The organism is Streptomyces nymphaeiformis, from assembly GCF_014203895.1.
Classification (GTDB): Bacteria; Actinomycetota; Actinomycetes; order Streptomycetales; family Streptomycetaceae; genus Streptomyces; species Streptomyces nymphaeiformis.
Genome location: NZ_JACHJY010000007.1, coordinates 57,366 through 79,686, shown reverse-complemented (window position 1 = coordinate 79,686; position 22,321 = coordinate 57,366). Strand labels below are relative to the sequence as shown.

The following is a 22,321-nucleotide window of genomic DNA, read 5'->3' as shown; positions in this document are numbered from 1 at the left end:
AACGATGACGAGAGCCGATCACCACGCATGCCCGACACAGCGACCCACGCGCGCCCGCCCTGGCCTCGCATCGACGTCCCCGACCGGATGCACGGACTGCTCACCGCGGTGATGGACCTCGGCCGCGACCTCGAACTCCCGCAGGTCCTGCGGAGCATCGTGGAGGCCGCGGTCAGCCTCACCGACGCCGAGTACGGGGCGCTCGGCGTCATCGACGACCGGCAGAAGCTGTCGCAGTTCCTGCCCGTGGGCATGGCCGACGAGCTGGTGGCGCGGATCGGTCCGGCGCCGTGCGGCCACGGCATCCTCGGCGAGCTCATCAGCAATCCCACCCCGCTGCGGCTCACCGATCTCACCCGGCACCCCAGCAGCTTCGGCTTCCCCGCCCACCACCCGCCGATGCGCACCTTCCTGGGAGCGCCGATCCGGGTGCGCGACGAGGTCTTCGGCAACATCTACCTGACCGAGAAGCGGGGCGGCGGCGCGTTCGACGCCGACGACGAGGCGGTGCTGACGACGCTGTCGATGGCGGCGGGCGTCGCCGTCGACAACGCCCGCCTGTACCACGACAGCCGTCGCAGGGAGCACCGTCTGGAGGCGCTGGGCGAGATCACCCGGACCCTCCTCGCGGGCACCGACACCGACGAGGTGTTGCGCCTGATCGCCCGACGGGCCATGGAGGTCGCCGACGCCGACCTCGCCGCCGTGCTCCTGCCTGCCAAGCCGACCCGTGCGGTACGGACGGACTCGGGACCGACGGACCCGGTACCGGCAGGCGCCGTACCCTCAGCACCCGTCGGCGCGGGGTCGGACAATGCGACGGCGTCCACCGGACCGGCACCGGCCGGCCCCGCCTCCACCGGCGACCTGATCGTGCGGGTGGCGCACGGCGACAGCGCCGAAGCCGTCCGCGGAGCCGTTCTCCCGGCGTACGGTTCGCTCGCCGGCCTCGCGGCGCGCACGCGCGGACCGGTCGTCAGCGCGGACGTGCGCGCCGACCCCCGGGCGCTCGCGCTCGACGGCAGGACCGGGGACGAGCACGGCCCCGTGGTGGCCGTTCCGCTCCCCGTCGACGACGCCGTGTGCGGGGCCCTGCGGCTGAGCCGCAAGGCCGGGCGGCCGGCCTTCGACACGGCCGAGACCATGCTGATCAGCGGCTTCGCGGATCAGGCCGCGATCGCCCTCGAACTCGCCCGGCGCCGCGCCGAGTCCGAGGAACTCGCCGTGCTCCACGACCGCGACCGCATCGCCCGCGACCTCCACGACGTCGCGATCCAGCGGCTGTTCGCCACGGGGATGACGCTCCAGAGCGCGACCCGCGTCATCGAGCACCCCGGAGCCGCGGAGCGGGTCGCCCGTGCCGTGGACGATCTCGACACCACGATCCAGATCATCCGCTCGACGATTCTCCAGCTGCGCACGCCCGGCGACGACCGCAGCGGGCCCGCTCTGCGGCGACGCATGGCGGAGACGGTCCAACTGGCCGCGCAGCACCTCGGGTTCACCCCGTCGCTGCGCATCCTGGGCCCGGTCGACACGGGCGTCCCCGAGGCGCTGGCCGAGCACGTCCTGGCGGTGACGGCGGAGGCCCTGAGCAACACGGCCCGGCACGCCCGGGCGCATCGGGCCGACGTGGTGCTCTCGGTGCCGGACCCGGCCGATCGGCTCGTGCTCACGGTCACGGACGACGGCATCGGGCTGGGCCGGGCCGCCCCCACGGGCGGACTCCTCAACATGCGCTCACGCGCGACGCAGTGCCACGGGACCCTCGGCCTGGGGGAGCCCGGGGGCGGCGGCCTGCGGGTCACCTGGAGCGCACCGCTGCCGACCGACTGAGAGGCGCCGGGCGGCCTACGGGCTCCGCATCACGGATGGTTCCCCTGCGGCTCCCTGAGCCGTTCGGCGATCATCGCCGCCTGGATCCGCCGCCCCACGCCCAGCTTGCCGAGGATCGACGACACCCGGTTCTTCACCGTCTTCTCGGCGAGGAACAGCCGTTCGCCGATCTGCCGGTTCGTGAGACCCAGGCCGATCAGGTCGAGGATCTCCAGCTCGCGCGGCGACAGCCGGTCGAGTTCACCGGGCGCGGCCGTCTCGGGCGCGGGCTCCGGGCCCCGAAGCCGCGCCATGACCCGGCTCGTCATCCTCGGGTCGAGCAGCGACCTGCCCGTCGCCACCGTGCGGATGGCGGCGACCAGGTCGGAGCCGCCGATCTGCTTGAGCACGTACCCGGCCGCGCCGGCCATGATGGCATCGAACAGGGCCTCGTCGTCGTCGAACGACGTCAGCATCAGACAGGCCAACCCCGGCAGGTCCGCACGGAGTTCACGGCACACCTCGACGCCCTCGTGGTCGCCGCCCGTCGCGCTGCCGAGCCGTACGTCGAGCACGGCGACGTCAGGTCGCGCCGCGGGTATCCGGGCGAGCGCCTCACGGGCGTCGGCGGCCTCGCCGACGACCACGATGTCCTCCTCGGCCTCCAGGAGATCGCGCACGCCCCGGCGGACGACCTCGTGGTCGTCGAGCAGGAAGACCCGCACCGGCGCGGCCACGGCGGCGGGCTGATCGGTGGTCAGCACGTCGCACCCCCACCGGCAGGGCACGCGAGAGCGTCCGTGAGGGACGCTGCCGCCGCCGCGTCGAGCGGGCGGCCGAAGGGAGCCGTGAGGGGGCGCGGACAAGAGGGGCGGGGCTTCACCGAGTACTCCTGGACAAGGGCGACAAGGCCACCACGACGGCGGTGGCACGGCCACCACGACAGTGGCGGTCGCGGCCGGGCCGATGCCCGGCCGCCTGCGAAACGAGCGTCAGTATGGCACCGGCCCCCGCGGGCCCAACGGCCCTGGTCGGGCAGGGCCGAACGGCCCTATCCGGCCGTCCCGTCCCCGTGATCGACTCACCTCCGCGACCCGGGGTGCCGGACCCGGAGCGGCCAGGCCGTCCCCCAGGCCCCCGGTCGGCACCCCCGGGCCGCTGCAGGCCGTCCCGTACGCCCGTGAATCGCCGCGTCACAGCAGACGCTGCCAGTGGTCCCAGAAGCGGGTCGCGATCAGCGACAGCACGCTCCCGCACCACACGACCGGCACGACCCAGGGGAACTCCGCCGCGCCGGCCACCACATACCCGGGCGCGCGCAGGACCCCGTGCCTGAGGTTGTGCACCGTCGTGTACCAGAACAGGACGATCGTCGCCGCCCAGGCCAGGCAGCACCACAGACACAGGGCACCGATCTCGTAGAGCGCCCGGGTCGTCAGCCACATGCAGAAGCCCGCGCCGAGCAGGGTCCCGAACTGGAGCCCGAGCCAGAACCAGCGGTGGTGGCGGGCCCCGGCGAGCGAGCCGGCGCCGATCGCGACGACGACGGCGTACGCGGCGAGGCCGAGCATCGGGTTCGGGAACCCGAACACCGACGCCTGCTCGCCGCGCATCACCTCGGTGCAGGAGAGGACCGGGCCGAGGTCGCAGGACGGCGCGAACGCCGGGTTCTCCAGGAGGAGGTACTCGTCGAGCGTGATCACGAAGGAGGCGAGGACGCCGAGCGCTCCGGTGATCACCAGAAGCCATGCGAATCCTCGGGTGGCCCCGGCCGTGCGATCGGCCGGTGCGGCCGCGGGGGCGGCGGCGACGCGGTCATCAGGCAGAACGCTGGTCATCCCGGCTTCCCCTCGCCGAGGGCGGGACCGGGGAGGAGGCCGAAGCCCTGACCGACCGGCGGGCAGCCCCCACCGGCCACACGACCTCCACCGCCACTCCCCGGGCCCGCGCGAACGCGACCATGTGGGCCGTCGCGTCACGGCCGTCGGTCGGCGATCCGTCCCAGACGGCCAGGAGCCGTCCGCACTGGGCGACCAGCGCCTCGTCGGCCCGCACGCAGGCGTCGCGGTCGTTCGGGTCGTAGGCCAGCAGGCGCACCTCCTCCGCGAGCACGGTCACCTCCCGGGCCGGCCCCAGGTCGTTCGGCGGCATCGGCGCGGGCACCGCCCCCTGCGCGGGCAGGAGGACGACGAGCGGCCTGCCCGACGCACGCACCGCACGACCGAACGCCGCCGAGAGTCCGGAGCCCGCCCGGACCAGACCCGGCGCCGGATCGCCGAGCCGCTCCATGCGCGCGCGTAGCTCACGCTCCACTGCCCTCAGCGTTTCCACGGACAGGTCGGCATGTCCCACCGCCGCGATCATCCGTCCCCTCGCCTCCTCGCCCTCCGGGCGCTCGTCGGCCGCTCCGGCACGGGCTCAGTGAACCGGGCCCGGTCACGGGGCCGACAGGGGCCGAACGGCCCTTCCGGGACCCGGCCGTGTGTCCTCTACTGAGGAGCGTCGGGGCCGACGGCCCCGCACCGCGCCGACGGCCCCGCACCGCGCCGACGGCCCCGCACCGCGCCGGCGGCGCGCGACACCACCGAACCCCGGGAAGGCACCGTGCACGACGAGTCAGTCCACGACGTGAGGGACCCGTGGGTCGGACCCGAGACGGACCCGCGGCGACGCCTGGTCGAACTGGACCCGGAGGAGGCACCGCGGCGACGCCTGGTCGAACTGGGCCCCGAGGAGGCGCTGCGGCTCCTCTCCGGGACCCCGCTCGGCCGGATCGTCTTCACCCGGCACGCACTTCCCGCGATCCGCCCCGTCCACCACATCGTGGACGGGGGCGACATCGTCATCCGTACCCACGAGGACGCCGCCCTCACGACGCGCGCAGAGGAGGCCGGCGCGCACGGTGTGGTCGTCGCGTACGAGGCCGACGACATCGACCTCCGCACGCGCCTCGGCTGGAGCGTCGTGGTGACCGGTTACTGCCGACTGGTCACCGATCCGCAGGCGGCGGCCCGTTACAAGGCCGTGCTCCACCCCTGGACCGACCAGCACATGGAGCAGGTCGTCCGCATCCGACCGGACCTGATCACGGGCATCCGCCTTACCCGCGCCGACTGACGCACCGCACGACCGGCGCTCCGCACGGCGACGGAGGGACTCCGCAGGCCGGTTCAGGCCGAGCAGCCGGAGTCCGCGAGGACGTAGTAGCCGGGTGCCGTCTGCTTGAGGGTGTGGGTGGTGAACGTGTTGTACAGCCCCATGGCCTGGCCGGAGCCCGTGGCGTAGGTGTAGCCGCCGCTCTGGTAGGCGCGCCCGGCGGTGGTGTGCTGGTAGTTGTTCGCCGTGTAGCAGGTGGGCGTGTAGCCGGTGGTGGTCGCGGTCACCGAGGAGGAGACCGTCCCCACCGCCCCGGCCGCGTCCACGGCGGCCACCGTGTAGGCGTACGCGGTGCCGGTGGCCAGTCCCGTGTCGGTGTAGGCGGTCGACGTGGTGGTGCCCACCTTCGTACCGCCGCGGTAGACGGTGTAGGAGGAGGCTCCGTCGACCGGGTTCCAGCTCAGGGAGACCGTGCTGTCGGTGGTCCCGCCGACCGTCAGACCCGCGGGCGCGGGCAGGGTGCCCGGGTTCTGCCCGCTGCCGCCGTCGCCGCCGTCGAGCCCCCAGAAGCGGGCGGTGTGGTAGCTGGAGCAGATGGTGTCGAGGTAGTAGGTGCCGGTGGTGCCGCACTGGTCGGGGCCGCTGCCGGGGGCGACCGCCAGGCCGTGGGCCATGCCGGAGATCGAGTAGACCGATACGGCGGGCCTGCCGGAGGCGTCGTCGTACTGGCTCAGCGTGGTGTCGCCGGAGAGGCTCTCGGTGCGGGAGGGCGTCTGGCCGATGCCCCATACGTTCGTCCACTGGTCGCGCAGCTCGGTGGCGTTGGCCGGTGCGACGGTGGTGTCCGATGTGCCCTGCCAGATCGCCACGCGGGGCCAGGAGGAGGTGCCGACGGGAGCGGCGGAGCGCACGAGGTCGCCCCACTGCGCGGGCGTCTTGTTCGGCGGGCTGTACATGCAGGTGTACGCGGCGGACACGCTGGTCGCGCAGTACGCGGGCAGCCCGGAGTCGATGGAGCCGCCGGCGAAGACGTCGGGGTAGGCGGCGAGCATGTTCGCGGTCATGCCGGCTCCCGCGGACAGACCGGTGATGTACACCCGCCGGGTGTCGCTGCCGTAGCGTGCGACGGCGGCGTCGACCATCTGCCTGATCGACAGCGCCTCGCCCTGACCGCGCGTGCTGTCACCCGAATCGAACCAGTTGAAGCAGGAGTTGGCGTTGTTCGCGCTGGTCGTCTGGGGGAAGACGAGGGCGAACCCGTACGCGTCGGCGAACTTCGGCCAGCCGGAATGGGCGTAGTAGTCGCTCGCGCTCTGCGTGCAGCCGTGCAGGGCGACGACGAGCGGTGCGCCCGCGGCGAGCCCGTCCGGCACGTACGTGTGCATGGTCAGGTTGCCCGGGTTGGAGCCGAAGCCGGTGACCTGGGTCAGTCCGGCGGCCGTCGCCTGGGGGCTCACGGCCACGAGACCTCCGGTCAGGGCGAGGGCTCCCGCCGCGGCCGTGAGCCAACGGCGGATGCCGCCGAACACACGGCCCCGTACGGGGCGGAACGGAGGGTGGGGAGGGTACGGCTGTCCCATGACGCATGCCTTCCGAGGGGGATGGGGGGCACACCGGCGGCATGCGCGGCTCGCGCCGCCGGTGTGGCGTGCATCATGCGAGACGGCTCACCGGCCTGGACATGGGCGGGACAGCCAGCCTTGACGGAGGCCGAGTGTGACGGCCGAACACATGTCCCGCCCCTGATCCTCCGCGCCGCCGGCCGCGGCGCTCGGCCTGTGCGGGCCGTACGTCAGTGCAGCCCGCACAGGTGCGACGGAGGCGTCACCGCGTACGGCCGTGCCCGAGTTGGGTGAGGGCCAGGTCGAGCATGGCGGTGAAGAAGTCGGCCGCGGCGGTGTCGATGCACAACGGCGGCTTGATCTTGAGGATGTTGAGGTGGTCCCCGGTCGGCTGGACGATCACGCCGAGGTCGAGCATGCGGTCGCAGAGTTCGGCGGTCTCCTCCGTGGCGGGTTCCAGGGTGACGCGGTCCCTGACGAGTTCGAGGCCGAGGTAGAGGCCCGAGCCGTGGACGGCGCCGATGATGTCGTACCGGTGGGCCAGGTCCTCCATCCGGCGCTTCAGATGGCCGCCGACGCGCACCGCGTTGCCCTGGAGGTCCTCGTCGCGCAGGGCGTCCAGGACGGTGAGACCCACCGTGCTGGAGACCGGGCTGCCGCCGGTGGAGGAGAAGAAGTAGCCCTGCTCCCGGTACCGTTCCGCGACCGACCTCGACGTGATGACGGCGCCCAGGGGGTGCCCGTTGCCCATCGCCTTGGCCACGCACACGATGTCGGGGACGACCCCCTGCTGCTCGAAGCCCCAGAACCAGTGCCCCAGGCGGCCGTACCCGACCTGGACCTCGTCGGCGACGGCCAGTCCGCCGTGCCGGCGGACCGCCGCGTACACCTGGGCGAGATAGCCGTCGGGGAGCGCGACCCCGCCGGCGTTGCCGTAGAAGGTCTCGCCGATGAACGCCCCCGCCGGGCGGCCGGCGGCGGCCAGCTCGTCGATCACCGCGACGGCCTCGGGCCCGTAGCGCACGGCATCGCTCCCGCGGTGCCGGCCGCGGTAGGAGTTGGGCGAGTCCACGGTGTGGACCCAGCTCGGGCGGGTGGCGAGGGCGTTCGGGTTGTCCTGGAGGGAGGTGGAGACCGCGTCGGAGGCGTACGTCCAGCCGTGGTACGCCTCGCGCAGCGCGACGACGTCGTCGTTTCCGGATGCGCCGATGGCCAGACGGAGGCCCAGATCCACGGCCTCGGAACCAGAGTTGACCAGGAACACGGTGTCCAGGGGCTCCGGGAGGAGGGCGGCGAGGCGTTCGGTGAACTCCACCACCGAGGCGTAGTGGAAGCGCGAGTTGGTGTTGAGCCGTCGCAGCTGGCGGGAGACGGCCTGCTCGACCCGGGGGTGGGAGTGGCCCAGCGGAGTGACGTTGTTGACGATGTCGAGGTACGCGCGGCCGTCGGTGGACAGCAGGTGATGGCGCCAACCTCGTTCGATGCGGGGCGGGTCGGCGTAGTAGTGCCCCTGTACGGTCGCGAAGACGGCGTCGCGTCGGTCCAGCAGGTCCGCGCGTGCGGCACGCCCGACGATCGGGAGTCCGAGGAGCGGGGCGGGGTCGGCGGTGAGCGCGAGCCAGCCGGAGGCGTACTCGGGGCGGACCAGAGGAGGGACGTCCGGGCTGCCGGCAGCGCGGAGCGCGACGCGGACGGAGGTTCCGGAGGGGAGGCGGACGAGGTCCGCGCTCGCCCGGACCGTCGCACCGGCGCCGACGACCGGGGCGATCGAGCGGGGGAAGGACAGTTCCAGCACCTGGGGGCCGTACGTCATCTCGACACGGCCCGGAGCGGCGGCAAGGACCTTCCCCGCGGCGGGAGCCTGCACCACGGCGTCGCGACCGAGCCACAGGTCGATCCCGGTGGGCACCGTGGCGGGAGAGACGCCCGCCAGCGCCGGTGCCTGGCTGAGTCGCGCCCGGGCGTACCGCGTGGCGACCGCGGCCGCCCCGTCCGCGAGCGCGGCGGCCGCAAGCCGGGCCTCGGCGCCGGCGTCGCTCCAGGCTCCGTCGTCCATGGCGTCGGCGTCGGTGGACAGGTCGACGACGGCGATGTCGTCGGCGGGCAGGTCCCGCAGGAGAGGCAGCGGCGGCGAATCGGCCCGGGCGGGCTCGTCCGCCAGGCCGATCGCGTCCCCGACGAGGCGGGTCATGACCGCGAGGGGCAGCTGGACGGCCTGCTCGAATATGCGCCACTCGCGGTCGAGCGCCGCCTCGGCGTAGGCGTTGTCCCCGTCGACGGCGGTCTGGTGGCGCCCGCTGACGACCAGGCAGGCGGCGCGCAGGACCACGAGCGGCCACAGCGCCTCCGCCTCCTCCGGGGAGAGCGGCCGGACGGCGTGGAAGGCGCGGACGGCCGGCAGGACGTGGTGGGGCTCGACCCCGTCGTGGTGCAGCATCGAGGAGATCGACACGGCGAGCTCGCCGACCGCCCAGCTGGTCGTCACGTCACCGAAGTCGATGACGCCGTCCGGCAGGGGAGGACGGCTGTCGGGACGGCGGATCAGGTTGTCGTCGGTGAGATCCAGGTGCACGGCCTGCGAGGGCAGCGCTTCGGCGAGCCGCTCGACGTGTGCCCAGGCCTCGGCGGTCGCGGCGTGGACGGCGGCGCGCCGGTCGGGCTCGCCGATGTGCCTGGCGAGCCGGGCGACGACGCGGTCGGCGTGGCGCGGATCCCACTGGAGCACACGATCGAGGCCCGGGTGCCGGAAGTCCCGCAGCGCGGTGCTGACCTTTCCGGCGATCGTGCCCATGGCGGCCACGGTGCCGGGGGAGAGGTGCCGGGGCCCCGAGAGCGTTCCGCCGGGCAGATGCCGCAGCAGCCTCGCGACGGCCGGCCCGCTCTCGGTGTCCACCGCCGCACGACGCGGGGAACCGTCCGGACACCGCAGGACGGTGGCGATGCGGAGTTCCGGATGGGCCGAGGAGACCAAGTCGGCGGCGGCGTCCTGGGCTTCGATCTCCACGGTACCGAAGGCGGGGTTGGCGATCTTCAGAACGGCGGCGGCCGACCCGTTCTCGTCGCGCAGCAGGAAGTTGGCGTCCTGCTGGCTTCCCAGCGCCTCCGCCCGCGCGTCGATCCCCAGGTGCTGGGCGGCGATGTGCTCGGCGTCGGCCGGTGCGACCCGCGGTGCGGGAAGGGCGTCCTCGGTGAAGAAGTCGACGGTGCGGTGCTCGTCGTGCGGCATTCGGGGTTCCTCGGCTGGTACGGGACGGCTGGGCTGGGACGGCTTCGGCGCGCTCAGTCGACGTGCCACAGGAAGCGGTGGGTGTGGATCGCGAAGTAGGGGAAGTTCTCCACGGCGGCGACGCCCTCGACGGGCCGCACGACGTCGTTGATGAAGTCCAGAAGATCACGCGGCTGAGCGCACACGACCTCCGCGAACAGGTCGAAGCCGCCGGACGTCAGAACCGTGTACACGACCTCGTCGTGCCGGGACAGCTCGTCGGCCACCGCCCGGGGATCACCGTCGACGCGCAGCCCGAGCAGCGCCATCGCCTGCTGGCCCATGGTCATCGGATCGGTCACCCCGACGACCTGGACGGCCTTGGCGTCGATCATCCGCTGCAGCCGGAGCCTCGCGGCCGAGGGCGACAAGCCCACCTTCGGCCCCAGTTCGGCATAGGGGATCCGCCCGTCGACCTGAAGCTCCCGCAGGATGGCCCGATCGATCTCGTCCATGAGACACCTCTCGCCGCTGCCCGAACGGCAGGCGTTGTGCTTGTTTCCGTCACAGTGCCCGACTCGTGCGATCGAATCAAGAGTGCTGACGCTCGAATCGCGCGTGTCGAGGGTTCTGGCGCGTGATCGCGCCGTCGAGGTCGCTCGACATCCGCATGCGACGGCTCGTAGCGCCTCACGGTGTGCCCTCAGGACCGCCCCGGCCGAGTTGATCTAGATTGCCCCGCTATGGGAGAAAGCAGCGGCATCAGCCGCCGATCGCTACTGAAGGCCGTCCCCCTCGCAGGTCTCGCGGCCGCACCCGGCGGAATCCTGGCCGGGCAGCCGGCGGCCGCTGCGACGGCGCCCTTTCCGCAGCCCGCCGAATCGGCCGCACGCCCGGTGCCCGGCTTCGCGTCGCCGGTGGTGGAGGAGACGCTCGACGTACGGTTCACGGACGTCTCCGTGCCGGGCCACGGGCGGATCACCACCCGCACCTACAACGGGACGATCCCGGGCCCGACCCTGCGCGTACGCGGCGGGCAGACCCTGCGGCTGACGCACGTCAACGGCCTTCCGCCCAACCCGCCCCACACCGGCGGCCACAACACGCCGCACCACCCCAACAGCTTCAACCTGCACACCCACGGGATGCACGTCTCCCCGTCCGGGTGCGCCGACAACGTGCTGCGCGAGTTCGCGCCCCGCACCGCGGACGAGGTCGCCGCCGGTGCCGCGGAACCGCGGTACCTGTCGACCGTCCACGTGCCGGCCGACCATCCCGCCGGGACCTACTGGTACCACCCGCACCTGCACGGAGCCATCGCGGAACAGATCGTCGGCGGCATGGCCGGGGTGATCGTCGTCGAGGGCGACGTCGACGAGGTCCCCGAGATCAGGGCGGCCGCCGACCTCGTCGTGTGCGTCAACGAACTCAAGGTCAAGGACGGCAAGGTCCCCGCCTTCACCTCCGGCGGCTGGGTGACCGGCGTCCCCTCCGTCTTCACCGTCAACGGGACGGTCAACCCCACCCTCCGGCTGCGCCCCGGCGAGGTGTAGCGGTGGCGCCTGGTCGCCGCGACCGCGTTCACCGCCCTGCGGCTCCGGCTCGTCGGAGAGCGCGGCGGCCTGCCGATGCACCAGATCGCACAGGACGGCGTCACCTTCAACAGGCCCGTCGCCCTCAACCTCCTGGGCCTGGCCATGGGCAACCGCGCCGACGTCCTGATCCGGAGCGGAGCGCCCGGCCGGTACGCACTACGGGCCGAGGGGGTGCCCGGCCCGCTGATGACGATCGAGGTCGCGGGAGAGCCCGTCGAGCCGCCGATGGAACTGCCGGCGTCGCTCCCGCCGGGCAGGCCCTTCCTCGACGAGAGGGACGTCGCCCACCCCGACGCGGACCGCGAGGTGGTCTTCCACGCCGACGCGGGCGTCTTCCCCGGGGCCTTCCCCAACGCCTTCCGCGTCCTGGGTACGAACGCGACCCCCGCGGCCGATCCCCACGGCGACCTCACCCGCGACCCCGCCTACGGCCTGTTCGACCCCGACCACACCAACCACACCCTGCGCCTCGGCACCGTCGAACGATGGACGGTCCGCACCGACGAAACCCTGCCGGCGCACGGCCACCCCTTCCACCTGCACACCAACCAGGTCCTGCTCACCCACCGGAACGGCGAGAGGCTCGACCCGCCGATCTGGCACGACACCATCGGCCTGGCCGGCGGCAGGCCCGGAGAGAGCGCCACCTTCCTCGTGGCGTACGAGGACTTCACCGGCCGCACCATCGCCCACTGCCACCAACTGCACCACGAAGACCTCGGCATGATGCAGACCGTCGAGTACGTCGCCCCGTGAGCCGGACGCCGCCGCCTTCAGCCCGGGACGGCGGCGGGAAGGGTCACGACGCCTCCGGAGCGACGGGTACGGCCTCGGGGGCGAGCCCCAGGACACGGTCGAGGTAGGGGTTCGCGAAGAGGCCGGTCGGGTCGAGTTCGTCGCGCAGGGCGACGAACTCGTCGAAGCGCTCGTAGCGGGACCGCAGGGTCGGGGCGTCGAGCGTGTGCATCTTGCCCCAGTGCGGCCGGCCGCCGTAGGAGCCGAGGATCTCCTCGCACGCGTCGAAGTAACGGCGGTACGGCATCCGGTGGTACTGGTGGAAGGCGATGTAGCAGCTCTCCCGCCCGTACGCGGTGGACAGCGGGATGTCGTCGGGGGCCGCGAACCGCACCTCCAGCGGGAAGGACACGCGCTCGCCGGTCGTGTCGATCCACCGCTTGAGCTCACGGAGCGCGTCGACGGCGTGCTCGCGCGGGATCGCGAACTCGCCCTCGTGGAACCGTACGTCGCGGGGCGAGGCGAAGACCCGGGGGGAGAGGTCCGTGAACTCCCGCGCGGACATCGCCCGCGCGGCGAACCGGGCGATCGGCGGCACCAGCGCCGGGACCGCGGTGCCGAGCCGGCACAGGGCGTCGAACCCGAGGCCGCTGACCGTCTCGTCGATGCGGCGGGACAGGGCGCCGATCGGCTTCAGGGGCGCGGTCGCCGGCAGCCTGTCGAAGCGCCGGGTCAGGGCGGTCTCGCTGTGCGGGAACCAGAAGAACTCGAAGTGGTCGTCGTCCTTGGTGAGTTCGTCGATCCGGTCGAGGACCTCGGCGATCGGCATCGCCGTGTCCCGGGCGTGCAGGGCGAACTGCTCGACGCACTGGAGCGTGACCTCGGTGACGACGCCGAGCGCCCCGATGCCGACCCGGGCGGCTCGGAACAGCTCGGGCCGCTCGTCGGCCGAGCAGCGCACGACCGAGCCGTCGGCGAGGACCAGCTTCAGCGCCCTGACCTGGGTGGCGATGCCGCCGAAGCGCAGCCCCGAGCCGTGCGTCCCGGTCGAGATCGCCCCGGAGACGGTCTGCCGGTCGATGTCGCCCATGATCTCCATGGCGAGCCCGTGGGAGGCGAGCAGCGGGCCCAGCCTCCACAGCGGCATCCCGGCGTCGACCGTGACGAGCCCGCTCCCGGCGTCCACGGAGCGCAGACCGGCCAGGCGGTCCAGCCGCAGCTGGACGCCGGACGCGACGGCGGCGCCGCTGAACGAGTGGCCGGAGCCGATCGCCTTGACCCTCAGCCCGTCCCGGACCGCCCCCTCGACGGCGGCGACCACCTCCGCCGTACTTTCCGGCCGCAGGACCCGGACGGGGTGGGCCGTTTCGTTGCCCGACCAGTTGCGCCACACCTCGGTCATGCCGGACGTCCTCTCGACGGAATGAACGGATTCGACGGATTCGACGGATTCGACGAATCGACGGCGGCGCTCGCCGAGGCCGCGCGGTCCCCGGAAGACTGAACTTGGACCGCTGACCAAGTCAAGGGGTCCGGACGCTTGACCTGGACAACCGACCAAGAGAAAGTGAGCGCCACCCGAGCAGGTCCCGGTCCCGGCCCGAGAAAGGCATACGCCATGGGACGTCCCACCCCCGCCACGGACACGAACCGCTCCACGGCCCCAGGCGCGCGCCCGGCGCCCCGGCCCGCGAGCTTCCCGGACCTCCAGCGCGCCACGGCCGGTCTCCAGCCGCCGTTCGCCGTCGTCGACCTCGGGGCGCTGCGGGCCAACGCCGCGCAGATGGTCCGCCGCGCCGGCGGCAAACCGATCCGCCTGGCCAGCAAGTCACTCCGCTGCCGCCGGCTGATCGACGACGTCCTGGACCTGCCCGGCTATGCCGGAATCCTCGCCTTCACCCTCCCCGAGGCGCTGTGGCTGGCGGAGGACCACGACGACGTGCTCGTCGGTTACCCGACGGCGGACCTGCCCGCCCTGCACCGCCTGGCCGGCGACGAGCAGCTCGCGGCGCGCGTGACCCTCATGGTCGACTCGGTGGAGCACCTGGAGTTCATCGCCGCCGCCGTCGGCCCGGACGGTCCGCCGCTGCGCGTCTGCCTCGACCTGGACGCCTCCCTGCGCCTGGCCGGCGGCCGTCTCCACCTCGGGATGCGCCGCTCGCCGCTGTACGCGCCCCGGCAGGCCCGCGACCTCGCCCTCGCCGTGCTGGCCCGGCCGCGGTTCCGGCTCGTCGGCATCATGGCGTACGAGGGGCAGATCGCCGGCGTCGGAGACGCCCGGCCCGGCCCGGCCCTGGCCCGCGCGGCCGTCCGGCTCGTGCAGCGCGCCTCCGTACGCGAACTGCGCGAGCGCCGTGCCGCAGCGGTCAGAGCCGTACGGGACCTCGCACCGCTGGAGTTCGTCAACGGCGGCGGAACGGGCAGCCTGGAGACCACCTCAGCCGAACCGGCCGTGACCGAACTCGGCGCAGGCTCCGGTCTGTACGCCCCCGGGCTCTTCGACCACTACCGCCGCTTCAGCCCCCTGCCCGCCGCCCACTTCGTCCTGGACGTCGTCCGCAGGCCCGCGCCGGGCCATGTGACCGTCCTCGGAGGCGGCTGGACGGCCTCCGGCCCGAGCGGCCCCGACCGCCTGCCCCTGCCGGCCAGGCCGGCAGGGCTGCGACTGCTGCCCCGCGAAGGCGCGGGCGAGGTCCAGACCCCGCTCGCCGGCGCCGCCGCGGACGACCTGCGGATCGGCGACCGCGTGTGGTTCCGGCACGCCAAGGCCGGCGAACTGTGCGAGCGGGTGAACGAGCTGCACCTCGTCGAAGGCGACCGGATCGTCGGCGCCGTCCCGACCTACCGGGGCGAAGGCCACGCCTTCCTGTAGCCGTGGGCCACCGGGGTACGTTGACCGGGCCCGCCGCACCACACCTCACCCAGGGAGAACACATGGCCCGCCAGTCGGCCGACGAACGCCGCGAACAGCTGGTCGAGGCGGCCATCCGCGTCATGATCCGCGACGGCGTCGCCAAGGCCACCACCCGAGCGATCGTCGGCGAGGCGGGCGCCCCCCTGGGAGCCTTCCACTACTGCTTCCGCTCGAAGCAGGAACTCCTGCACGGCGTGATCGAACGGATCATGCTCCGCTCGCTGGCCTTCCCTCCCGCGCCTCTCGCCGACGGCGCCTCCGCGCCCGACGTCATCCGCGCCACCCTGCACGCGTACTGGGACGGGATCCGCGAACGCCCCGACGAGCACCAGCTCACCTACGAGCTCACCCAGTACGCGCTGCGCGAGCCGGGCCTCGCGGACGTCGCCCGCCGCCAGTACCAGCACTACCTCCAGGCCAACATCGACCACCTGGAGTCCGTCGCCCGCCTCGCCGGCATCCGCTGGACCACGGAGATCCCCGTCCTCGCCCGCTACGGCCTCAACCTCCTGGACGGCCTCACCCTCAACTGGCTGATCGACCGCGACGACGCCCAGGCACTGGCGGCCCTCGACGCCTATGCGGCACACCTGGCCGCACTCGCCGTCCCCGAGCCGTCCGACATCAGGAGCTGAGCAGCTCCTCGGGGCTGCTCAGCCCCCGTCGACGAGGTGCTGGATGCCGGGGGCGTAGAGGTCCGCGAGCCGTTCGGCGGTGGTGTGGGCGGTGGCGCCGTCGGGGCGATGGAGACTCAGGGTGGCGCCGAGGCCCAGGAGCTGGCCGGAGACGAGCTCGGCGCGCAGCCGGGCTTCGGGGCCGGTGAGGACTTCGGCAAGGCGATCGGTGACCTGCTCGCGGAAGCGGGCGCGCAACAGGGTGCGTTCGTCCTCGATGCCGAGGGAGAAGACCACGCGCAGGAGCGGGTCGCCGCGGAGCCGGTCGCGGAGGTCGACCATGGTCAGGACGAGGTGCCGGCCGAGGTCGTCGAGCGGGGCGCTGAAGAGCTCGTCGGCGGCCGGGCGGAAGTCGACGACCGTGTTGAACAGCGCCTCCTTGCTGCCGAAGCGCTTGACGATCAAGGACGGGCTGACCCCGGCCGCCGCGGCGATGCCGCGCATGGTGACCTCGGCGTACGGCCTGAGCGTGAACGCCCGCCGTGCGGCGCGGATGATGGCCTCGCGTCCGGTCTCAGGACCCGCTTCCCCTCCTTCCGTTCCCTCCATTCCCTCCGTTCCGTCCGTTCCGTCCGCGGGGGAGTTCCCGGCCTCCTCACGGACGGTTCGATCCGCGTGGGCCGTGGCCAGGGAAGTCTGGGGGGTGGGTTCTTCGGCGGTGCTCATGCGTTCCCTCGGGCGGCGCTGGTGTGCGGTGACGCCGTGACCGTACCGCCCGACCGTGCCCCGTCGCTCGCGGCGTCCCGGCCCGGCCGGTCGGACGGCAGGAGGAGGGTGGCGACGAGGGCGGCGAGAGCCGCCCCGGCGGCGATCAGGAAGACCAGCAGATAGGCGTGGAGCGTCGGAGCGGTGCGGCCGTCGACCACGAAGGTGATCCGGGCCAGTACGGCGATCACCACGGCGCTGCAGCAGGCCTGGCCCACGGAACGCATCAGGGTGTTGAGGCCGTTCGCCGACGCGGTCTCGCTCACCGGCACGGCCCGCATGACGAGGGCGGGCAGCGCGGAGTACGCGATGGCGGTGCCGCAGGCGACCACGGTGGCGCCGGCGACGATGAGCCAGAGGCTGTGACTGGTGAAGAAGCGCACCACGTAGCCCAGGGCCATGACGACCGCCGCGACGGCGAGCGCGGTGCGGGGGCCGTACGTGGCGGATATCCGCGCCGACAGCGGAGAGAGGGCCACCATCGCGAGTCCGCCGGGCAGCAGGCAGAGTCCGCTGACGACGATGGACGCGCCGAGGCCGTAACCGGTGCTCGTGGGCTCCTGCACGAGCTGGGCGGTGACCAGGGAGTTGGCGTAGAACGAGAAGCCGATGAACAGGGCCGCGACGTTGGTCAGCAGCACGGCGGGCCGGGCGGACACCCTCAGGTCCATGATCGGCGACGGGGTACGCAGCTCGTACCAGCCCCAGAGCAGGCCGACGGCCACCGAGGCGCCGAGGAGGCCGAGCGTCAGCGCGGAGGTCCAGCCCCAGTCGGAACCCTGGGTGATCGTCAGGAGCACGCCGACCAGCACGACGGCGAGGCCCAGCGTCCCGGGCACGTCGAAGCGTCCCCGGGAGCGCACGGCCGACTCCGGCACGATCCACAGCACCAGCAGGAGATCGAGCATCCCGAGTGCGGCGGACGCCCAGAACATGGTGTGCCAGTCGAAGTTCTCCGTCACGACGGCGGCCAGGGGCAGTCCGATCGCCGCGCCGATGCCGAGCGAGGAGCTCATGAGCGCGATCGACGGCAGTACGCGCTCGGCGGGCAGCTCGTCGCGGATGATGCTGATGCCGAGCGGGATCACCGCGAGAGCCGCGCCCTGGAGGGCCCGGCCGGTGATCAGTACGCCGATGTCGGAGCTGACCGCGCAGAGCAGGGAACCGAGGGTGAGCACCCCGAGCGACGCGAGGAGCACCCGCCGCTTGCCGTACAGGTCGCCGACCCGGCCGAGCACCGGAGTGAACACCGCGCCGGTGAGGAGGGTGACGGTCACGAGCCAGCCCGCCGCACCCACGCTCGCCCCGGTCAGCTCGGGCACGTGCGGCAGCAGCGGTACGACGAGGGTCTGCATGACGGCGACGACCGTGCCGCAGAAGGCGAGGACGGGCACGACGAGCCGGGAACGGGCGCGTCCGGGGGTCGTGCCGGACAAGAGTTCGACGGAGGTCATCGTGCTCCAGAGGCGGTGCGGGAACCGGAAAGGGCAGGGGTGTACATCCGTTCACCCCCCTTCAGGGTAAACAAGCGTGCACCCCATGCCAAGAGAGGGGTCCGAGGGCCTCGCCGAGCGGTACCCGCAGTCGTGCCGGCGCCGGGCGCGGTCCCGCCCACGGCCCGCTGCGCGTGCGGGGAAGCCGGGTTCCGATTAGCGTCGGCCGGGACCACGGACGCCGCTCCCCACGAGAAGAAGCCGCTCCCGGCCAGAACAAGGAAGGCGGTCGCAGTGTCCCGTAATCGCCGTTTGATCCTCAGCTCGCCGTCCAAAGTGTGGAGCCTGCTGTCCGACGGCTATCGCTACGGGGAGTGGGTCTCGGGTACGCAGCAGGTCATGGTCGCCGACCCGCACTGGCCCGCGGTGGGCGCCCGGCTCCGGGTCCGGGTGGGCGTCGGTCCTCTCACCCTCGACGACACGTGTGTCGTCCGCATCTGCGAGCCCGAGCGCCGATTGGAACTGGAGGCGAAGGCGGACCCCTTCGGTGCGGCCCGCATCGCCATGAACCTGATCCCCTGGGGCGAGAACACCCTCTTCCTTCTCGAATGGCATCCCCTGCGGGGCCCCGGCACCCGCATGCACGGACTCCCCGTCGACTACATCGTGTCCATCCGCAACGGCATGATGCTGACGAAACTCGCCCGGATCGCCGTTCGGGAGCAGCAGGGGAACGCCACCGAGGCCCCGTCAGGGACCGCCGCCCGGTGACGCGTCGAGCACATCTCGCGGCGGGGCCCCGCAGACAGGGCACCGGACGGGAGTCGGCCGCACCGCCTCTCCTATCCTGGGGACATGAGTGCGCATGCCGGTACTGAGCGGCGACCGGAGCCGAGCGCGGCGCTGACCGGGGACGAGTTGGCCCGCTGGTACTGGACGCTGGCCGAGCTGACCGTGCTCGCCCGGGAACTCGGGGTACGGCGAGGCGGCGGGAAGGCCGCCCTGACGGAACGGCTCCGGGCCGCCTTGGACGGCGTCGCCCCGCCGGTCGAGCCGCCTCGGAAGCACAGCACCGGCAGCCGGCTCGCCGCGCCGGTGGACGGGTCCACCGTGATTCCCGAGGGGCAGCGGTGCAGCCAGGTGCTGCGCGAGTACTTCCGCCGCGAGATCGGGCCGGCCTTCCACTTCGACGCCTCCATGAGGGCGTTCGTCGCCGACGGGGCCGGGCGCACCCTGGCGGACGCCGTCGCCCACTGGCACGCCACGCGCCAGGCCGCCGCCGAACCACAGGAGATCGGCTCGCAGTTCGAGCTCAACCGCTTTCTGCGCGACTGGAACGCGGAGCATCCGGGTGGCGGCCGCACCGGAGCGCTCGCGGCCTGGCGCGCCCACCGCGACCGCCCCCGCGACCCGGCCTCATCGGCGTCGTACCGGCCTGCCGTTGAGCCATGACCTGGACCGAAGAAGAGTACGTCGACTGCCTGGAGGCCGAACGGCGCGGCTACGCATGGGTCATGCAGCACCACGGCGGGCTGCCTCCGGAGGAGGCCGAGCAGGCCGCCCTGGAGTGTTACCCGTACGAGCCGGCTGAGGACCCGTACCGCGGACTCGTCTTTCACGACGAGGCGTGGCACTGGGCGATGAAGGCGATCCACGGCGATCGCTACGTAGGGGAACACCCCGAGCTGGTGGATCCGTCACCTGACTACCGAGCCCTTGGGTAGCCGATCAACGACCCCCCCCGTGATCCGTCATCCGACGTGTCCAGACCGCTCAGCGCGGCCCCCAGGCGGACGACTCCCCGTGCGTTGACCAGCGACGTCCCGTGGGCGTCCACTCGGCGCATCAGCGGTGTGATCAGAGGCAGCCCGGTCGGGGGCCGTTCCGCGCCCACGGCGACGTGCAGGCGGGCTACGAAGCGGGCGAAGCCGGCAGGGCTCGCCGGGTCGTCGGGGTCGCCCGCGAAACGCTCGGCCCCGGCCATCGCGGCCTCCGACTCCCCGACACGTCCCGTGGCGCGCAGGACGAGCGCCAGCAGCACCCCCGACATGTGAAGGCGCCGGGCACAGCCGGTCTCCTCCGCCCAGGCGAGCGCCTCGCGCAGGTCCGTCTCCGCCGCCGCGTACTCGCCGACCAGACTCGAAAGCCAGGCCCGCGTGTGCAGCGCCCGGGCGCGGTACTCGGGCTCACCGGCCTCGGCCGCCCGCCGGGCGGCCGATCCGGCGAGCCGGCAGGCGTCCTCGTAATGCCCACGGCTCGGGAACAGGCTGCAGACCGCGATCAGCGTCAACAGGTCCACGGCCGTCCGCAGGGCGTCGGGGACCGACGCCAGCGCCTGTTCCACGGCAGAGGTGAGCACGGCGTGCTCCGCGCGGAACCAGGCGCGGGCCTGCTCGGTGTCCTCGAAGGCGATGCCCCCGTGGCCCACCGGGTGGAGCCAGGGGGGTGAGGGCACGTCGCCGGGCAGCGCAGTCCGTGCCACACGCACCGCGCTGCCGTAGAGGAGGGCCAGGACCCGGCGCAGCGCCGCCGCCCGGTCCTCGGCACGCTCGGTGGAATCGGCGAGGCGTCGGCCGTACAGCCGGAGCAGGTCGTGCAGGCGATAACGACCCGGAGCGGGGGACTCCAGCATTCCGGCGTCGACCAGACCCTCTGCGAGGTCCTCGGCCGCGTTCTCCTCGCCGCCGAGCAGAGCGGCGGCGACGGGCAGCGGCACGTCGGGGGCGTCGAGGAGCGACAGGAGACGAAACGCCCTGGCCTGATCGGACGTCAGGGCCCGGTAGCCGAGCTGGAAGGCGGACTCCACCGCGTGGTCGCCGTGGCTCAGCTCGCCGAGCAGGGTGCGGGCGTCGGCCAGCCGCTCCCCGAAGGCCTGCAGGCTGTGGCGCGGCAGGGCGGCGAGGCGGGCCCCGACGATGCGTACGGCGAGCGGCAGACGGCCGCAGGAGTCGGCCAGGGCCCGGGCGGCCTCGGGCTCCGCGGCCACGCGCGCGGAGCCCGCGAGGGCGCCGAGCAGCGTCACCGCCTCGGCCTCGGCGAAGACGTCCACGGCGAAGGAACGGGCTCCGGGGACCGCGATATGAGGAGCCCGGGTGGTGATGAGCACCGCGGAGCCGGCCGTTCCGGGCAGGAGGGGACGGACCTGGGCGGCGTCCCGGGCGTCGTCCAGGACCAGCAGCACACGGCGGTCGGCGAGCAGGGTACGCAGGAGCGCGGCCCTCTCCTCCAGGTCCAGCGGCAGTCGCTCGGGCGGGGTGCCGAGCACGGAGAGGAGATCGGCGAGGACACCGGCCGGGTCCGCGGGAGCGGCGCCGGCACGCAGGCCGACGTACAACTGTCCGTCGGGGAAGGCCGCGCGCAGGCCATGTGCCACGTGGACGGCGAGCGCGGTCTTGCCGACGCCGCCGATGCCGGTGACGGTCGCGACGGTCATCGCCGGGCCGTGCTGCCCGGAGCGGGCCTGGAGCAGGTGGTCCCTTATCTCGCCGACGAGCCGGCTGCGTCCGGTGAAGTGGCCGATGTCGGCGGGGAGGGGAGCCGCAGCCCTCCTCATGCCGCCCACGGCCGCGAGTGCTCCGGTCCGCCGGTCCGCCCCCGTGGCCGGCTGCCCCTGGTGGCCCATGGCACCGGCCGATCGGTGCACGGAGAGGTACGGGACGGCTGATGTCCCCCCACCGGCCGTTCCCCGTCGGCGATCGTCCGCGGAGGCCGTGCGGGACGAGGGCACCGGACGGACGCCGGTGCCACCGGGCCACGCGAGGGACCGCGCCCTTCCTCCCGTACGGAGTCCACGATGCAGGTCCCTCAGCTCCGCCGACGGCTGCGTCCCCAGTTCCCGCGCCAGCACCTCGCACGCCTGGTCGTACACCCGGGCGGCCTCCACCTGGCGCCCGGTGCGCTGCAGAGCCACCATCAGCAGCCCGTACGAGCGCTCCCGCAGCGGAAACTCCCGGACCATCGCGCCCAGTTCGGTGACCACCTCCCTGTATCGCCCCAGCTCGACGGCCGTGGCGTACAGGTCTTCGCGTGCCGTCGCGAGGGTCTCGGTCAGCTGTTCGCGGCGGCGCTCCGCCCAGGGCCCCGGCACCCCGGCCAGCGGGACGCCCTGCCAGCGCCCGACCGCACGCGTCAGCCGCCCGTACACGGCCTCGACCGAACCGCCCCGGTCCGCGGTCTCGTGCGCGAACACCTCGGCGTCCACGACGACCGCCGGCGTCGGGAACCGGTACCCGCCCTCCGCGGTCACGATCATCCGGCTTCCGGACCGCAGGGGCCGGTCCGGCTCCAGGGCCGTGCGCAGCTGGGAGACGTACGTGCGGACGGCCGAGGACGCACTACGCGGTGCGGCGGCCGATCCCCACACCCCCTCCACCAACTGCCCGACCCCGACGACGTGGCCACGCCGCAGCAGCAGCATCGCGAACACCGCCTGCTGCTGCGGCGGTCCGAGATCGATCCGCTCCCCGCCCAGCCGGGCACCGACCGGTCCGAGGAGCCGCACCGCCAGGTGCCCCGCTCGTGCCGGTGACTCCGTCAACTCCTGCATGACCACTCTCCCCGGCCCCGGACGTAAGTGAGTCCCTCCCG

Annotated in this window: 19 protein-coding genes; 9 read left to right on the top strand and 10 right to left on the bottom strand. The window is 73.2% G+C overall.

Going from position 1 to position 22,321, the window contains the following annotated elements; genetic code table 11:
• The first annotated feature begins 87 nt into the window (after nt 1–87).
• Nucleotides 88–1,836 (top strand): sensor histidine kinase, encoded by a 1,749-nt coding sequence (locus tag GGE06_RS23690; protein ID WP_184931934.1) that lies wholly within the window; start codon nt 88–90, stop codon nt 1,834–1,836.
• A 29-nt stretch (nt 1,837–1,865) separates the two neighbouring features.
• On the opposite strand, the gene GGE06_RS23685 is transcribed toward GGE06_RS23690, so the two are convergent.
• The 3 genes from GGE06_RS23685 to GGE06_RS23675 all read right to left on the bottom strand — a co-directional run bounded on the left by GGE06_RS23685 (nt 1,866) and on the right by GGE06_RS23675 (nt 4,179).
• Nucleotides 1,866–2,579 carry a response regulator gene (locus GGE06_RS23685; RefSeq protein ID WP_116164661.1) on the bottom strand — a complete coding sequence of 238 codons (714 nt, stop codon included), beginning with the start codon at nt 2,577–2,579 and terminating at the stop codon, nt 1,866–1,868.
• Nucleotides 2,580–3,008: 429 nt separating this feature from the next.
• Nucleotides 3,009–3,653, bottom strand: a complete 645-nt coding sequence (locus tag GGE06_RS23680; RefSeq protein WP_116164663.1) for a vitamin K epoxide reductase family protein — start codon at nt 3,651–3,653, stop codon at nt 3,009–3,011.
• Nucleotides 3,634–4,179 (bottom strand): hypothetical protein, encoded by a 546-nt coding sequence (locus GGE06_RS23675; protein ID WP_184931657.1) that lies wholly within the window; start codon nt 4,177–4,179, stop codon nt 3,634–3,636. The genes GGE06_RS23680 and GGE06_RS23675 overlap by 20 nt, the downstream gene beginning before the upstream one ends.
• A 318-nt stretch (nt 4,180–4,497) precedes the next feature.
• Between GGE06_RS23675 and GGE06_RS23670 the strand changes: the two genes are divergently transcribed.
• On the top strand, nt 4,498–4,932 hold the full coding sequence (locus GGE06_RS23670; RefSeq protein ID WP_184931933.1) for a pyridoxamine 5'-phosphate oxidase family protein: 435 nt from the start codon (nt 4,498–4,500) through the stop codon (nt 4,930–4,932).
• A gap of 53 nt (nt 4,933–4,985) precedes the next feature.
• Here GGE06_RS23670 and GGE06_RS23665 read toward each other — a convergent pair whose 3' ends face one another.
• The 3 genes from GGE06_RS23665 to GGE06_RS23655 form a co-directional block, all read right to left on the bottom strand.
• On the bottom strand, nt 4,986–6,491 hold the full coding sequence (locus tag GGE06_RS23665) for an extracellular catalytic domain type 1 short-chain-length polyhydroxyalkanoate depolymerase (RefSeq protein ID WP_184931656.1): 1,506 nt from the start codon (nt 6,489–6,491) through the stop codon (nt 4,986–4,988).
• Nucleotides 6,492–6,735: 244 nt separating this feature from the next.
• Complete coding sequence (locus GGE06_RS23660) at nt 6,736–9,699, bottom strand: aminotransferase (RefSeq protein WP_184931655.1); 2,964 nt, start codon at nt 9,697–9,699, stop codon at nt 6,736–6,738.
• A gap of 53 nt (nt 9,700–9,752) precedes the next feature.
• Nucleotides 9,753–10,193, bottom strand: coding sequence for an Lrp/AsnC family transcriptional regulator (locus GGE06_RS23655; RefSeq protein WP_116164671.1), 441 nt, complete (start codon nt 10,191–10,193; stop codon nt 9,753–9,755).
• Between the two features lie 228 nt (nt 10,194–10,421).
• Between GGE06_RS23655 and GGE06_RS23650 the strand changes: the two genes are divergently transcribed.
• Nucleotides 10,422–11,231, top strand: a complete 810-nt coding sequence (locus GGE06_RS23650) for a multicopper oxidase domain-containing protein (protein WP_184931654.1) — start codon at nt 10,422–10,424, stop codon at nt 11,229–11,231.
• Between the two features lie 75 nt (nt 11,232–11,306).
• The gene (locus tag GGE06_RS23645) at nt 11,307–12,029 is read left to right on the top strand and encodes a multicopper oxidase family protein (protein ID WP_184931653.1); all 723 of its coding nucleotides are present in this window, start codon (nt 11,307–11,309) and stop codon (nt 12,027–12,029) included.
• Nucleotides 12,030–12,072: 43 nt separating this feature from the next.
• Here the strand turns inward: GGE06_RS23645 and GGE06_RS23640 are convergent, their stop codons facing one another.
• Nucleotides 12,073–13,410, bottom strand: a complete 1,338-nt coding sequence (locus GGE06_RS23640; protein ID WP_184931652.1) for a D-arabinono-1,4-lactone oxidase — start codon at nt 13,408–13,410, stop codon at nt 12,073–12,075.
• Between the two features lie 216 nt (nt 13,411–13,626).
• Here GGE06_RS23640 and GGE06_RS23635 point away from each other — a divergent pair, with 216 nt between their 5' ends.
• Nucleotides 13,627–14,880, top strand: coding sequence for an amino acid deaminase/aldolase (locus tag GGE06_RS23635; RefSeq protein WP_184931651.1), 1,254 nt, complete (start codon nt 13,627–13,629; stop codon nt 14,878–14,880).
• 62 nt (nt 14,881–14,942) lie between these two features.
• On the top strand, nt 14,943–15,557 hold the full coding sequence (locus GGE06_RS23630) for a TetR/AcrR family transcriptional regulator (RefSeq protein ID WP_116164679.1): 615 nt from the start codon (nt 14,943–14,945) through the stop codon (nt 15,555–15,557).
• A gap of 18 nt (nt 15,558–15,575) precedes the next feature.
• Here GGE06_RS23630 and GGE06_RS23625 read toward each other — a convergent pair whose 3' ends face one another.
• Nucleotides 15,576–16,145: a TetR/AcrR family transcriptional regulator gene (locus GGE06_RS23625; RefSeq protein ID WP_184931650.1), complete on the bottom strand. Its 570-nt coding sequence runs from the start codon at nt 16,143–16,145 to the stop codon at nt 15,576–15,578.
• A 113-nt stretch (nt 16,146–16,258) separates the two neighbouring features.
• Nucleotides 16,259–17,755: an MFS transporter gene (locus GGE06_RS23620; RefSeq protein ID WP_184931649.1), complete on the bottom strand. Its 1,497-nt coding sequence runs from the start codon at nt 17,753–17,755 to the stop codon at nt 16,259–16,261.
• Nucleotides 17,756–18,028: 273 nt separating this feature from the next.
• Here GGE06_RS23620 and GGE06_RS23615 point away from each other — a divergent pair, with 273 nt between their 5' ends.
• The 3 genes from GGE06_RS23615 to GGE06_RS23605 all read left to right on the top strand — a co-directional run bounded on the left by GGE06_RS23615 (nt 18,029) and on the right by GGE06_RS23605 (nt 19,458).
• Nucleotides 18,029–18,505 (top strand): SRPBCC family protein, encoded by a 477-nt coding sequence (locus GGE06_RS23615; protein ID WP_116164683.1) that lies wholly within the window; start codon nt 18,029–18,031, stop codon nt 18,503–18,505.
• An 84-nt stretch (nt 18,506–18,589) separates the two neighbouring features.
• Nucleotides 18,590–19,186, top strand: a complete 597-nt coding sequence (locus GGE06_RS23610; protein WP_116164685.1) for a DUF6434 domain-containing protein — start codon at nt 18,590–18,592, stop codon at nt 19,184–19,186.
• Entirely contained in the window at nt 19,183–19,458 is a 276-nt protein-coding gene (locus tag GGE06_RS23605) for a hypothetical protein (protein ID WP_184931648.1), read from the top strand. The genes GGE06_RS23610 and GGE06_RS23605 overlap by 4 nt, the downstream gene beginning before the upstream one ends.
• On the opposite strand, the gene GGE06_RS23600 is transcribed toward GGE06_RS23605, so the two are convergent.
• Complete coding sequence (locus GGE06_RS23600; RefSeq protein WP_184931647.1) at nt 19,440–22,280, bottom strand: AfsR/SARP family transcriptional regulator; 2,841 nt, start codon at nt 22,278–22,280, stop codon at nt 19,440–19,442. The genes GGE06_RS23605 and GGE06_RS23600 overlap by 19 nt on opposite strands.
• Between the last annotated feature and the right edge of the window lie 41 nt (nt 22,281–22,321).

What these genes read in the sequence shown, in the direction of transcription:
- GGE06_RS23690 (WP_184931934.1), top strand. Translation starts at nt 88, where the DNA reads ATGCACGGACTGCTCACCGCGGTGATGGACCTCGGCCGCGACCTCGAA.
- GGE06_RS23680 (WP_116164663.1), bottom strand. Translation starts at nt 3,653, where the DNA reads ATGACCAGCGTTCTGCCTGATGACCGCGTCGCCGCCGCCCCCGCGGCC.
- GGE06_RS23675 (WP_184931657.1), bottom strand. Translation starts at nt 4,179, where the DNA reads ATGATCGCGGCGGTGGGACATGCCGACCTGTCCGTGGAAACGCTGAGG.
- GGE06_RS23665 (WP_184931656.1), bottom strand. Translation starts at nt 6,491, where the DNA reads ATGGGACAGCCGTACCCTCCCCACCCTCCGTTCCGCCCCGTACGGGGC.
- GGE06_RS23660 (WP_184931655.1), bottom strand. Translation starts at nt 9,699, where the DNA reads ATGCCGCACGACGAGCACCGCACCGTCGACTTCTTCACCGAGGACGCC.
- GGE06_RS23655 (WP_116164671.1), bottom strand. Translation starts at nt 10,193, where the DNA reads ATGGACGAGATCGATCGGGCCATCCTGCGGGAGCTTCAGGTCGACGGG.
- GGE06_RS23650 (WP_184931654.1), top strand. Translation starts at nt 10,422, where the DNA reads ATGGGAGAAAGCAGCGGCATCAGCCGCCGATCGCTACTGAAGGCCGTC.
- GGE06_RS23645 (WP_184931653.1), top strand. Translation starts at nt 11,307, where the DNA reads ATGCACCAGATCGCACAGGACGGCGTCACCTTCAACAGGCCCGTCGCC.
- GGE06_RS23640 (WP_184931652.1), bottom strand. Translation starts at nt 13,410, where the DNA reads ATGACCGAGGTGTGGCGCAACTGGTCGGGCAACGAAACGGCCCACCCC.
- GGE06_RS23635 (WP_184931651.1), top strand. Translation starts at nt 13,627, where the DNA reads ATGGGACGTCCCACCCCCGCCACGGACACGAACCGCTCCACGGCCCCA.
- GGE06_RS23630 (WP_116164679.1), top strand. Translation starts at nt 14,943, where the DNA reads ATGGCCCGCCAGTCGGCCGACGAACGCCGCGAACAGCTGGTCGAGGCG.
- GGE06_RS23625 (WP_184931650.1), bottom strand. Translation starts at nt 16,145, where the DNA reads ATGGAGGGAACGGAAGGAGGGGAAGCGGGTCCTGAGACCGGACGCGAG.
- GGE06_RS23620 (WP_184931649.1), bottom strand. Translation starts at nt 17,755, where the DNA reads ATGACCTCCGTCGAACTCTTGTCCGGCACGACCCCCGGACGCGCCCGT.
- GGE06_RS23610 (WP_116164685.1), top strand. Translation starts at nt 18,590, where the DNA reads ATGAGTGCGCATGCCGGTACTGAGCGGCGACCGGAGCCGAGCGCGGCG.
- GGE06_RS23605 (WP_184931648.1), top strand. Translation starts at nt 19,183, where the DNA reads ATGACCTGGACCGAAGAAGAGTACGTCGACTGCCTGGAGGCCGAACGG.
- GGE06_RS23600 (WP_184931647.1), bottom strand. Translation starts at nt 22,280, where the DNA reads ATGCAGGAGTTGACGGAGTCACCGGCACGAGCGGGGCACCTGGCGGTG.